Annotated in this window: 15 protein-coding genes; 9 read left to right on the top strand and 6 right to left on the bottom strand. The window is 30.8% G+C overall.

The genetic code is table 11. The features are described 5' to 3' along the window. Positions 1-10: 10 nt before the first annotated feature. A complete protein-coding gene (locus tag NHF47_RS07440; RefSeq protein ID WP_252764333.1) occupies positions 11-343 on the bottom strand; it encodes a hypothetical protein in 333 nt (110 codons plus the stop codon). Positions 344-575: 232 nt separating this feature from the next. On the opposite strand from NHF47_RS07440, the gene NHF47_RS07435 reads away from it, so the two are divergent. Further along, the gene (locus tag NHF47_RS07435; RefSeq protein ID WP_252764332.1) at positions 576-1,070 is read left to right on the top strand and encodes a hypothetical protein; all 495 of its coding nucleotides are present in this window, start codon (positions 576-578) and stop codon (positions 1,068-1,070) included. A gap of 2 nt (positions 1,071-1,072) precedes the next feature. Here the strand turns inward: NHF47_RS07435 and NHF47_RS07430 are convergent, their stop codons facing one another. Beyond that, positions 1,073-3,481, bottom strand: coding sequence for a TonB-dependent receptor domain-containing protein (locus NHF47_RS07430; RefSeq protein ID WP_252764331.1), 2,409 nt, complete (start codon positions 3,479-3,481; stop codon positions 1,073-1,075). A 192-nt stretch (positions 3,482-3,673) separates the two neighbouring features. Here NHF47_RS07430 and NHF47_RS07425 point away from each other — a divergent pair, with 192 nt between their 5' ends. From NHF47_RS07425 to NHF47_RS07415, 3 genes are read left to right on the top strand one after another with little or no spacing between them, the layout of a single operon-like run. Continuing rightward, on the top strand, positions 3,674-4,201 hold the full coding sequence (locus NHF47_RS07425; protein ID WP_252764330.1) for a hypothetical protein: 528 nt from the start codon (positions 3,674-3,676) through the stop codon (positions 4,199-4,201). Further along, on the top strand, positions 4,194-5,264 hold the full coding sequence (locus NHF47_RS07420) for a sensor histidine kinase (RefSeq protein ID WP_252764329.1): 1,071 nt from the start codon (positions 4,194-4,196) through the stop codon (positions 5,262-5,264). The genes NHF47_RS07425 and NHF47_RS07420 overlap by 8 nt, the downstream gene beginning before the upstream one ends. Then, the gene (locus NHF47_RS07415; protein WP_252764328.1) at positions 5,264-5,992 is read left to right on the top strand and encodes a LytTR family DNA-binding domain-containing protein; all 729 of its coding nucleotides are present in this window, start codon (positions 5,264-5,266) and stop codon (positions 5,990-5,992) included. Before NHF47_RS07420 ends, NHF47_RS07415 begins: the two co-directional genes overlap by 1 nt. Here the strand turns inward: NHF47_RS07415 and mtaB are convergent. Continuing rightward, on the bottom strand, positions 5,989-7,317 hold the full coding sequence (gene mtaB / locus NHF47_RS07410; protein WP_252764327.1) for a tRNA (N(6)-L-threonylcarbamoyladenosine(37)-C(2))-methylthiotransferase MtaB: 1,329 nt from the start codon (positions 7,315-7,317) through the stop codon (positions 5,989-5,991). The genes NHF47_RS07415 and mtaB overlap by 4 nt on opposite strands. A 148-nt stretch (positions 7,318-7,465) precedes the next feature. Between mtaB and NHF47_RS07405 the strand changes: the two genes are divergently transcribed. The 3 genes from NHF47_RS07405 (at position 7,466) to NHF47_RS07395 (ending at position 8,702) form a co-directional block, all read left to right on the top strand. Then, on the top strand, positions 7,466-7,975 hold the full coding sequence (locus NHF47_RS07405) for a pyridoxamine 5'-phosphate oxidase family protein (protein WP_252764326.1): 510 nt from the start codon (positions 7,466-7,468) through the stop codon (positions 7,973-7,975). A gap of 164 nt (positions 7,976-8,139) precedes the next feature. Beyond that, positions 8,140-8,412, top strand: a complete 273-nt coding sequence (locus NHF47_RS07400) for a hypothetical protein (protein WP_252764325.1) — start codon at positions 8,140-8,142, stop codon at positions 8,410-8,412. Positions 8,413-8,435: 23 nt separating this feature from the next. Beyond that, positions 8,436-8,702 carry a hypothetical protein gene (locus NHF47_RS07395; protein WP_252764324.1) on the top strand — a complete coding sequence of 89 codons (267 nt, stop codon included), beginning with the start codon at positions 8,436-8,438 and terminating at the stop codon, positions 8,700-8,702. A gap of 24 nt (positions 8,703-8,726) precedes the next feature. On the opposite strand, the gene NHF47_RS07390 is transcribed toward NHF47_RS07395, so the two are convergent. From NHF47_RS07390 to NHF47_RS07380, 3 genes are all read right to left on the bottom strand, one after another. Then, positions 8,727-9,062, bottom strand: coding sequence for a hypothetical protein (locus NHF47_RS07390; protein ID WP_252764323.1), 336 nt, complete (start codon positions 9,060-9,062; stop codon positions 8,727-8,729). Between the two features lie 3 nt (positions 9,063-9,065). Next, positions 9,066-10,241: a GlmU family protein gene (locus NHF47_RS07385; protein WP_252764322.1), complete on the bottom strand. Its 1,176-nt coding sequence runs from the start codon at positions 10,239-10,241 to the stop codon at positions 9,066-9,068. Between the two features lie 137 nt (positions 10,242-10,378). Further along, positions 10,379-10,633 (bottom strand): type B 50S ribosomal protein L31, encoded by a 255-nt coding sequence (locus tag NHF47_RS07380; protein WP_252764321.1) that lies wholly within the window; start codon positions 10,631-10,633, stop codon positions 10,379-10,381. A 233-nt stretch (positions 10,634-10,866) separates the two neighbouring features. Here NHF47_RS07380 and NHF47_RS07375 point away from each other — a divergent pair, with 233 nt between their 5' ends. Beyond that, positions 10,867-11,412: a DUF4199 domain-containing protein gene (locus tag NHF47_RS07375; protein WP_252764320.1), complete on the top strand. Its 546-nt coding sequence runs from the start codon at positions 10,867-10,869 to the stop codon at positions 11,410-11,412. Next, positions 11,413-12,366: a glycosyltransferase family 2 protein gene (locus NHF47_RS07370; RefSeq protein WP_252764319.1), complete on the top strand. Its 954-nt coding sequence runs from the start codon at positions 11,413-11,415 to the stop codon at positions 12,364-12,366. It begins immediately after the preceding gene. The last annotated feature ends 93 nt before the right edge of the window (positions 12,367-12,459 follow it).

Here is a 12,459-nt window from a genome sequence, read left to right as displayed (position 1 = left end):
TTGCAGTTCCTTATGTATTTACAGTATATTTTAATCGATCTTCTATAGAAGCTACGCTCATTTTAAAATAAGAAGCGCCTCCATTCTTATAAAACCGATCAAAATCGCAAAGAAGTGTGGTTAGAAAATGAAAACAAGCCAGTTTTTCCAAGCTGGGATTTTTCTTTTCAATTAATTGTGGAATGGCTTCCATACAATACCTTCCAATAAAGTTAAAATAATCAGCTGTAAACTGTTGTAAATAACAATCTACATTTTCTAATAACTCAATTTGAATACATAAAAAATCTTCTATGGTAGTTGCTTTATGCAAAATCTTACCTATTTCATAATTGGTGTACATCCAGAATTATTTAGTTTGGGTTAGTGGGTTAAAAAGCATATACGCATAGAAGTTTGTTTTGGTTTTAAAAAATCACTTTTTTATTTGTAATGCTAGAATACAATAGGAAAGTATATAGTATTTTTACTATATTCGCTTTACCTATCAATTCGTTTACAAATGAATATTAGATTGGTTTTGATGTAGCTAATATACAAACAAGTTTTTATTTTACAAACATATTTTAATAAAAATGCAAACTTTTTTTAAAAGATTATTACATATTGTTGAATTTCAAGGATTTAAAAACATAAATGATTTTGCTTTAAACGGATTAAAATATGACAGTTCTAGTAAATTAAACCGTTTGAAAGATGAAAAAAACAAACCTTCAGTAGAAATTATTTTGGATATTGCCAATCAATTTCCCGACGTTAACATGCATTGGCTACTTACAGGAAAAGGAAATGTATTACTTTCCCAAACCGACACTCAAACAACTCATTTACAAGAACCTACCGAAACATATGTTTTAAAAAATAAGAATCCATTAGCCAACAATTATGATACTTTGAAAGAAACTATCTTTCTAAAAGATGAACTGATAAAAACACTAAAAGAAAAAATTGAAATTCAAGAAAAACAATTCGTTCCCATAGCATCTATTTTAGAAAAAATGGAAAACCGAATTACGTCTATCGAGGAATTTCAATCCTTCGTAAAAGAAAAATTAGCGCTTAAAGAGTAATATTAATTAACTCTTCCTTTTTCATCTTCTAAACTTGTATTCCGGTTTCTTGATTTTTTTATTTCTGAATTACCAAAAGTATAATTGAGACTAAAAACCACATTTCTTGAATCGCTCCCACCTGTTCCTTGTATTTGTATGCCACCATATTGAGTGTTACCTCTCCAAGGAATGGTATACAATATGTCATTAAAAGCAATACTGGCTTGAAGAGATTTATGAAAAAATTTCTTTTGAAAAGCCAAATTTAGAGCTCCAATGTTTTTGGTAACATAAGTACCTCCCCAAACAGAAGGGGAACTAAACCATCCGCTAAGTTCCAAAGTAAGTTCCTTAGGTAGAGAAAAAGTTTGTTGTCCGTAGAAGCTTACTGTTTCTTGTTTAAGAGGAATAAAATTTGGATTATTGGAGAGGTACTTACTTGTATAGGCATTAATACTGACATATACCGACCACCAATTTGTAAATTGATATGGAAGTGCTATTCCTAAATTAAAAACTTCTTGATTGGCTATATTTTGCGGACTTAAATAATTTCTATTGGTACCTTCAGCTTCCGTAATTTGGGCAAAAAAATCAGAAACATAAGTATAACTTAAAGCGGTAGACAATTTATAATTATAGGTATTGGTTAATTTGATAGTATGTGTATATTGCGGTTGTAAAAAAGGATTACCTCTACTGGAAGATAATTCGTCTATTTTATATTCAAAAGGGTTTAAGGAAGAATAGTTGGGCCTTTGGATTCGTTTACTGTAGTTTAAAGCCAATTGATTCTTGGCATTCATTTGATAGGTAATACCTCCACTTGGAAACCAATTGGTATAATTTCGTTTTACAGTTTTATTGGCATTACTTTGATCTTGAATTAAATTCCCTCTTGAAATCGTATTTTCCATTCGAATACCCAACTGAAAACTCCATTTCTCTTTTTGTATATTGTAATTTCCATAGGTTGCATATATGGTTTCTCGATACTGAAATTGATTGCTTCGATTCAAATTCAAAACATAATCATTACCCATTTGATTGTAAAAATTAAACGTGTTTTCAGTAGTTACAGATGCCATTTTAATGCCCGTTGCTATCTTACCTTTTCCTAGTCTTTGTTCGTAATCTGTTTGTAAGGAAACAATATCAATATCAATTGGTGTTTCTTGTGTTGTTAGCGCTTGACTTATTATTGTAGTTTCTGTGGTATCATAATAATAGTTGGGTTGGAAAGCATAACCTTCTCTGTTAAACTTCCCATAATCAATATCTACATTGAAATACGTATCTAAGGTGTCGCTGTATTTGTAATTTACATTTAATAGTAGATTTTGTGAATTGCTTTTCGAAATAGTATTGGCTATCAAAACACTATCTATAGTTGCACTTGTATAGGCTTGTATAGGCGTTCTGGAGTTGCTTTGATTGGTATTGTGGTTCCAGTTTGAATTTAGCAAGATTCCAAATGTACTCTTTTCGGTTGCAAAACAATCATATCCTAAGCGCAAATTAGTCGTTTTAGGAGTATAAATACTTTCTGTTTTAGCATCAAATTCGGTATTATTTTGCTGTCTTTTCAAATACAAGAAACCAGTGCTTTTACCTATTCCCTGACTTACATTACCAAATAAATTGTTCTTTTTATTCCGATAATTCATAGCAAAAGAAGCGTTATTTCGAGCATAATCGCCCAATGTAAAAGCATTGCTTAGGGAGCCATTAACCCCTCTATTTTTATCTTTTTTAAATACAATATTTAAAATTCCTGCATTACCTGCTGCATCATATTTTGAAGAAGGTTGAGTAATGATTTCCACTTTATCAATATCCGATGATTGTAAGGTTTCCAAATAGGCTTGCAATTCTTGTCCGTTGAGCAAAGTTGGTTTTCCATCTATAAAAATTTGAGCACCAGTTTTTCCTTCCAAAATAATACTTCCAGAATTATCAATACTAACTCCAGAAGCTTTGCGTAACAATTGCAAAGCATTGGTTCCAGTTGTGCTAATAGAGGCACTTACATTAAAAATAGTTTTATCAGCCAATACTTGAATCATAGGCTTTTCTTTAATAACCACCACTTCATTTAATACTTGTATTTTTTCAATTAATCGAATGGGTGAAAGCACTTGCTTTGTTTCAGTAATTGAGATTGTATCCTGAAACAACTCATAATCAGCATTTGCTATAGTAAGTAGATACGAATTTGCTTCTGAAACCGACAAAATAAAGCCTCCTTTGTCATCAGTAACGCTAATTTTTACAATTTCATGATTTATTTTACCTAATAAATATACCGTTTCTTTTACGAGAGGTAAATCATTTTTACCTAAAACGATACCTTGAACAGAAAAAGATTGAGCCCTTGTTATTGATACGACACATAAAAAAAGAAATAGTGATAATGCTGTTGTTTTCATGTTATTTGAATTGGATTAGGACACAAAATTGATGCAAACTCCAACCTAATAAAATAGAAAACTGTTGAAAAGGAATATAAACCGCTCAATTTATCTTTCCAATTCGTCGTCTTATTTGCCAATTCGTCTTTTTTTAATTGGGTAATCCAAAAGGGAAATGTACATTCGAACTAGCAATCAAAAAAACATTCTATGCAAACGCTACTAATAAGTGCATTCCTACTCTTTGTAGTACCTTTACAGGCACAAGATTACTATGCCATTCAGTCGGAAAAACAGTTAGTATACTACTATCCTAAAAAATGCCAAATAACTGTAAAAGAAGGAAATAGCATTTCTTCTAATTTTGAATTAGAAAAAAAATACAATCAAATTAGTGTAGTAACTACTTGGGACACAAAACCGATGGTTTATCAAAATGCAACTATTCATATTATAGAACATAATGATAAGCCATTTGACCATAACAACACTCCCTCTTTAATTCTAAAAAAGATTGAAAAATCACTATTAACTAATGGTACATATAACTTGGAAATTGAATTTTCAAATAGCTTACACTTTGAATACAAAGAAGGAAAAGTAATTGCTAAACAAAAAGAGCGTATATTAGAAGTAAAAAATAAGTATCTTGTTGCTACACATGAAGGATTATTTAAAATTAGCTTTAATCCATATAATGGCGCATTTTGGTATGTAATTGAGAACAAAGATGAATAAAAAATTAACTGCTTTATTTTCAAAAACGACTAAAAAAGAAATTTTAGCCGTACTCATTTTCTATGCTTTATTTTCCGTTTTATACTACACTGTTTTGTTTTGGAATAGAAACTATGAAGGGAAATTAGGACTAGCCGATTTTTTAGATGCGAGAGATTTTTGGTTTTCTTCAGGTTTTGTATATTTCTTTAATTTTATAGCTTTTGTACTTATTTGGGCACTAATCAATTACTTTCTTAAGCACAAAAGTATTGCTTTTAAAATTATAATTGTCTTTATTTTAATTCCATTAGTAACCTTATTCTTTCGAAAAATACGCTATGAATTTCATGATTTTTATAGCTTATCGCGACTAACAGGATCTGGAGAAGTTTGGGATTTGTATATCCCTTCCTTATTTTTAATGTTTCAATTTGGTTGTTATTTTGCCTACACCTATTTTATTGAAACCCAAAAAAAATTACAATTAGAAAATGAACTGCGTGAAGCAGCACTAAAAAGTGAGCTAGCCGCCATAAAAGCACAATTAAACCCTCATTTTCTTTACAATGTATTCAATACAATAAGTGCTTCTATTCCTTCTGAAAATGAAAAGACCCGTCACATGATTGCGCAACTTTCAGATTTATTTCGTTACCAATTAAAAGCAAGTCAAGAAGATTTTGTAACCCTTCGAGAAGAACTCGATTTTGTAACCAATTATCTGCAACTAGAAAAGGCTCGCTTTGAAGATCGTTTAGAAATTGAAATACAAGTTGAAGAAAAATTATATTCTGAAAAAATTCCACCTATGCTTTTACAACCTATTGTAGAAAATGCAATAAAACATGGATTAGCTTCAGTTATTAAAGGCGGTAAAATAAGCCTTTCTATCTATAAAGAAAATCATAAAATACATTTTATTATCTCAGATACTGGTATTGGAGTAGCAGACAAAACGAAACTTCTTCAAAAAGGAATTGGCTTAACCAATACCCAGCTAAGGTTAGAAAAAATATATGGGAGTAATCTGGAATTCTCACAAAATACTCCAAGTGGTTTACAAGTAAAATTTTCAATATAATGAAAAAAGTAATTCTTATTGATGATGAAAGCTCGGGTCGACAATTGATTAACGAATATCTTAAAGAATATCCTGATTTAATTCTTTTAGGGGAAGCTAATAATGGAGTAGATGCTGTTAAAATATGCAACGAATTTAAACCCGATTTAATTTTTTTAGACATCCAAATGCCAGGGTTAACTGGGTTTGAAGTTTTGACTTATTTAGACGAAATTCCCAATATTATTTTTTCAACAGCTTATGATAGTTATGCTTTGCAAGCCTTTGAAGTACATGCTGTTGATTATCTTTTAAAACCGTATACCAAAGAACGTTTTAAAAAAGCAATTGAAAAATTAAAATGGGATAACGAAATCAATAGTGTTACCCCTTTAGCAGAAAGTCTTCTAATTGAAAAACAAACATATCCCGAACGCATTCTGGTACATAAAAACAAAAAACTCATCACTTTATCCGTTTCAAACATTATACGAATAGAAGCCTATGGTGATTATTCAAAATTATTTACCACAAATGACTACTTCATTAGTAATTATGGAATTTCTTCTTTAGAAGAAAAACTCAACCCAAAAAATTTCATTCGCGTACATCGCAGTTCCATCGTTAATTTAAAACAAATTAAAGAAGTACAACGTTATGGCAAAACATTTGAAATAACAATGACTAATGCAGATAAAGTAAAAGTGAGCTTGAGTTATATGGATAATTTGAAAGGAATTATTTTTTAAACCTCTACCCCTACAAATTCCAAACGCACACTACCATCTTCATCAATATGCGTTAATTTTATCTCATGTAACGTATTGGCTAATGCTGGATTCCATGGTGTTTTTACTTTTACATAATTTTCAGTAAAACCATGGATATAACCTTCTTTATTTTCACTTTCAAACAGTACCGTTCTTTGCGTTCCTATTTGGCTTTCGTAAAACGCCCTACGCTTTTTAACCGATAACCCACGTAACATTTTACTTCGTTTTGCACGCACATTTTTTGGTACAACACCTTCCATAGTTGCCGCTTCTGTATTATCTCTTTCTGAATAGGTAAAAACATGTAAATACGAAATATCCAATTCATTTAAAAAGTGATACGTTTCTAAGAAATGTTCGTCAGTTTCTCCAGGAAAACCTACAATTACGTCCACACCAATACACGCATGAGGCATTACTTCACGAATTTTATGGACTCTATCTACATACAATTCTCTCAAGTAACGACGTTTCATTTTTTTAAGAATGTCGTTACTTCCAGATTGTAAAGGAATATGAAAATGGGGTACAAAAGCTCTGGATTTTGAAACTAAATCGATGGTTTCATTTTTTAACAAATTCGGTTCAATGGAAGAAATTCGCAAACGTTCGATCCCTTCTACTTTATCTAATTCAGTTACTAAATCTAGAAAAGTATGTTCGTGTTTTTTGTTACCAAACTCCCCTTTTCCATAATCTCCAATGTTCACTCCCGTTAAGACGATTTCTTTAATTCCTTTTTCAGCAATTTCTTTGGCATTTTTTAGAACACCTTCCATTGTATCACTCCTAGAAATTCCTCTTGCTAATGGAATCGTACAATAGGTACATTTATAATCACAACCGTCTTGCACTTTTAAAAAAGCACGGGTACGATCACCGATAGAATAACTTCCTACATAAAAATCTGCATCTTCAATTTCACAAGAATGCACTTCTCCCATGTCGTTTTTAGACAAATCCTGAATATAATCGGTAATTTTAAATTTTTCAGTAGCACCAAGAACTAAATCTACACCATCTACTGCCGCTAACTCTTCTGGTTTCAACTGTGCATAACAACCCACAGCTGCAACAAAAGCCTTTTCATTTAATTTTAATGCTTTTTTTACGATTTGCTTGAATTGTTTGTCTGCGTTTTCAGTAACCGAACAGGTATTAATAACATACATATCAGCTACTTCTTCAAAATCAACACGTTCAAAACCTTCGTCTTGAAAACTTCTCGCAATCGTCGAGGTCTCGGAGAAATTTAATTTACAGCCTAAAGTATAAAAGGCAACTTTCTTTTTATTTTCCATATATCAGCTCAATTAATGAAATCGTTGTCAAAAAATTGAGGGTGCAAATTTACATTATTTTTATAATTATATAAAATTTATAAATAATTCTGTAAGACAATTTTAGTTGGTTATTCAGAAATTTGAAATAATAAAAAATCAAAACATTATGTCTAAGGAAAACTTATTTAGTAAAGATGCTATAGAAAAATTAAAAGAGCTTTCAGAGAAAGCAGGAACTTGTATGTTTGTGACCAATTTAAATTCAAAACCACCTTTTAACGCTCGACCTATGAGTCTACAAGAGTGTGATGAAGAAGGAAATTTATGGTTTATAAGCAGTAAAGAAAGTAATAAAAACATGGAAATTGAACGCAATAATGAAGTACAATTATACTTTATGAATAATGGCGATTACGAATATCTTTCTGTGCTAGGAAATGCCTTCATTTATGACGATAAATATACGATTGAAGAGAAATGGTCTGTTTTTGCAAATGCTTGGTTTGATGGTAAAGAAGATCCAAATGTAAGCATCATTCGAGTAGAACCAAGAGATGTATATTATTGGGATACCAAAACTGGAAAATTTATATCCATGATGCATTTTGTTTCATCAATTCTTACCAGAAAAAAAACTGATAATAAAGATGGTGTAGAAGGAAAAATTAAAATTTAATCTAGAAACTTATTGATCTCTATAGATACAAAAGAGAAGTAATCTACTCCAAGATTTACTTCTCTTTTCTTTTGTAAATAATATTATTCAAAAAAATATCAAGAACGTTTTGTAACTATTTTATTGTTTTCAGCGTACAATTATAAAACCCTAAAAATAAAATTATGGCAGGTGAAGGTTCCATGATGAGTGCCAATACTAGTTTAAAAAATAATAGAAGAAATAGAACTTCTAAACTAGAAAAATTTGTCAACACCACTACAAATGATAATATTGAATTTGTGGATCCAAATACAGCAACTCCTGAAGAATTAGCTGCTATTAGACAACGACTACAACAAGAAAATAAAGCAATCCAAAAAAATAAAATTACATTAACCTTTAGTATTCTAGTCGTTATTCTAATTACTCTTGCTGCATTGAATCGCTATTTGTAACAGTATCATTAAAATTAAAAAATATGGGAGGCTATTATGGATCACCAGCAACAATTCTGAAAAACAATAGGAATCTACTTAAAAAACATGATCGCAATAAATGGAAAAGCTTGCAAACCTCTTATAGAAAAGCTCTAAAGGAGAAAGAGGCTTCTCCTGAATTATTAGCAGAAATTAGAAAAAAATTCCAAAAGCAAAGAAGAAATAACATTCTTATTCCATTACTATTGACAATTCTATTAGGCACTTTATTCTATTTTGGAATAGCCTATTATTTTAATTTACATTAAATATATTTTATAATGCATCACAAATTACACCCCTATTTCATCAATATCTTTTCCAATATCATCAATATTTTCAATGGGCTCCACTTTTTTTGATTTCCAATGTTTTTCTAAAAGATAATGAAACAGCCAACAAGCTCCAATTCCAAATGGAATTGCAATTAAGGTTATTGTTCCTTCGTTTGTATCAATATCCCAATCAAAAATTAGCATTATTAACCCTACACACACACCAGCGAAAAGAGTACCAGCATAATACATAACTACACCTAAGATTCCAAACAACCACTTGTTTTGATGGTATTGTTCTGCCAATCTATAAAAAAACCTTCCAATAAAAAAAATAAATATAAATCCAAACATAGCTTATTCCTTTCTATATTTTTTAGTTTCTTCGAAAACATGCTCTAATATTTTCGCATCTTGTTCAGAAAATGCAACTTGTCGGCGTTGCATTACCACTTTAGCTACTTCAAAAGCCTTTTTGGTGAGGTAAGTAGTAAAACCAGATGCACCGCCCCATGAAAAGCTAGGCACAAAGTTTCTTGGAAATCCGCTTCCAAAAATATTGGCAGAAACACCGACTACTGTACCAGTATTAAACATGGTATCGATGCCACACTTACTATGATCACCCATCATTAATCCGCAAAATTGTAAACCAGTTCTTGCAAAACTTTCGGTTTCATAACTCCATAAGCGTACTTCTTCATAATTATTTTTTAAGTTGGAAGTATTGGTATCTGCACCTATATTACACCACTCTCCCAAAACTGAATTCCCTAAAAAACCATCATGCCCTTTGTTAGAATACCCAAATAATACCGAATTATTAACTTCTCCTCCTACTTTACTATGAGGACCAACGGTAGTGGCTCCATAAATTTTAGCGCTCATTTTTACTTGAGCATATTCGCATAATGCAAAAGGCCCTCGAATTACAGAACCTTCCATAATCTCAGCATTTTTACCAATATAAATGGGGCCAGTAGAAGCATTCAAGGTAACAAATTCTAATTTTGCACCTTCTTCAATAAAAATATTTTCGGGTGCAATCACATTTACACTTTTAGGAATAGGTTGTGAATGTCTGTCTTCCGTTAACAATTGAAAATCCTCACGTATCGCTTCATCATTTTTAGAAAAAATATCCCATGTATTTTCAATTCGCAAAATTTCTTCCTCATAATCAATCAGTTCATAATCGTCAAAATCTACTTCTTCTTGGGTTTCATTAGAATAGAAGGCGATAATTTCTTCTCCAGCAATAATCGCTTGTTTGGGTTCCAAATTACGAATCATTTCCACAACTATTTCATTGGGAAAGAAAGAAGCATTAATCATAATGTTCGCTTCCATTTCCACCATAGGGAATTTTTCCATCAAATATTCTTCCGTTAACGTTGTGGTAGTATACCCTAAATATTTTTCCCACTTTTCTCTAATGGTTAAAATCCCTATACGAATATCGGCCACGGGTCGGGTAAAAGTAAATGGAAGTAAGGCATTGCGAACGGTTCCATCAAAAAGTATGTAGTTCATGATTGGTAGCTATTATCAGTTTTTCTTTGCACAAATGCGTTTTGAGGCTAAATTTACTATAATTTGTTTAAACCAAAAATTTAAGCATAAAAAAAGCTCCATTTTCATGGAGCTTTTTTGGTATACTATACAATCGATTATTTTTTATCGAATTTAGCGTATTTGTTTTTGAATTTATCAATACGTCCTGCTGTATCGATAAGTTTCGATTTACCTGTGTAAAAAGGGTGAGATGTTCTAGAAATCTCCATTTTAAATACTGGATACTCTACTCCTTCGTGCTCAATCGTTTCTTTAGTTTCTACTGTAGATTTAGTAATAAATACATCTTCATTTGACATATCTTTGAAAGCTACTAATCTGTAATTCTCTGGGTGAATTCCTTTTTTCATCTTGATAAATCTTTTTTATTAATGATTATAAATTGCTTCGCGGCTTTTTTATTTTATTAAAAAAGGTGTAAACACTTTATAACCTTTTCGTTTATAATCTTTTATTTTGAGAGTGCAAATTTACACTAAATTTTTAATTCACAAGCATTGGTGTAACTTTTTTTTATTTTTTTACACTAATACACTAAAACTTTATTATTTCTATATTTGTAAACTCTTAAAACTAACAAACCATGAATGAAATTATTAAAAATAATGGGATTAAATTTGGTATAATTTGCGGACTAGTTTATTTAAGCATTGATCTTTATGCTTTTCTATTTGATTTAAATTTATTTGGATCAATATTAAAATTGCTTTGGCTACTTCTTTTTCTAACTCTTTTTTTCATAATTATTAATATCGTTTTACTGAACAAAACCAAAAAAGCATTGAATGGTGTTTTTAGTTTTAAAGAAGCTTTTACAACTTTTTTTATAAGCTTAACTATAAGTCTTCTGTTTTCAACTCTATTTCAAATTCTCATTTTTAATGTGATTGACCCAACCCTTGGGGAACAAGTAAAGGAATTAACTATTAATTCTACAGTTGAATTTATGAAAAAACTTGGAGCATCATCTTCTGATATAAAAGCATCGGTAGAACAAATGAAAACATCTCCTGACAACTATAGCATTATTAATTTAATTAAAGGTTATTTTATTAAAACTGTAATTCTTTCTATTTTTGGAGTTATATTTTCTTTAATTTTTAAAAGTAAACCTAAAGAACAATTCTAAATGAATTTATCCATAGTTATTCCCTTATTAAACGAGCAAGAATCGTTACCCGAATTACATAATTGGATTGTAAAAGTTATGACTAGTCATAACTTTTCTTATGAAATACTGTTTATAGATGACGGAAGTACCGATGCTTCTTGGAGTACTATTGAACAACTTTCTGAGCAAAATCCAAATGTAAAAGGTATTCGCTTTCTTAAAAATTATGGCAAAAGTCAGGCTTTACATGCTGGTTTTGCTAAAGCTCAAGGTGATGTTATTATTACTATGGATGCCGATTTACAAGATAGCCCGGATGAAATTCCAGAATTGTATCATTTGATTTCTAAAGAAGGTTTTGATTTAATTTCTGGGTGGAAGAAAAAAAGATATGATTCGGTACTGTTTAAAAATATTCCTTCCAAATTATTCAACTGGGCAGCCCGAAAAACCTCAGGGGTAAAATTGAATGATTTTAATTGTGGCTTGAAAGCTTACAAAAACGAAGTCATTAAAAACATTGAAGTTTCCGGGGAAATGCATCGCTACATTCCCGTTTTAGCGAAAAATGCAGGGTATTCAAAAATTGGTGAAAAAGTAGTGATTCATCAAGCCCGAAAATACGGTAGCTCTAAATTTGGTATGAGTCGTTTTATTAATGGTTTTTTAGACTTGATTACTATTTGGTTTTTATCTAAATTTGGGAAACGTCCTATGCATTTATTTGGTGCCTTAGGCGTTGTAATGTTTTTCATTGGTTTCTTAGCAGCTGGAAGTATTGGTGTTCTTAAGTTATGGAAGTTATACCATCACGAACCTACCATTTTAGTAACGAACAATCCTTGGTTTTACATTGCGTTAACCACTATGATTATAGGTACTCAATTGTTTTTAGCAGGTTTTTTAGGAGAAATCATTTTGAGAACTAAAAATAACGAAGAACGATATAAAATTTCAAAAATAATAGCGTAATAGCCCTGATAGTAGCGGCATCCTTTTATTTTATCGGAGCTTGTCGAAGTAAAATAAAAGATATAGCGAATAGCAGGAAATAGCTTCAAAAAA

Origin of the sequence: Flavobacterium sp. NRK F7 (assembly GCF_024054195.1) — a bacterium.
Classification (GTDB): domain Bacteria; phylum Bacteroidota; class Bacteroidia; order Flavobacteriales; family Flavobacteriaceae; genus Flavobacterium.
This window is presented reverse-complemented; position numbering and strand designations above follow the sequence as displayed.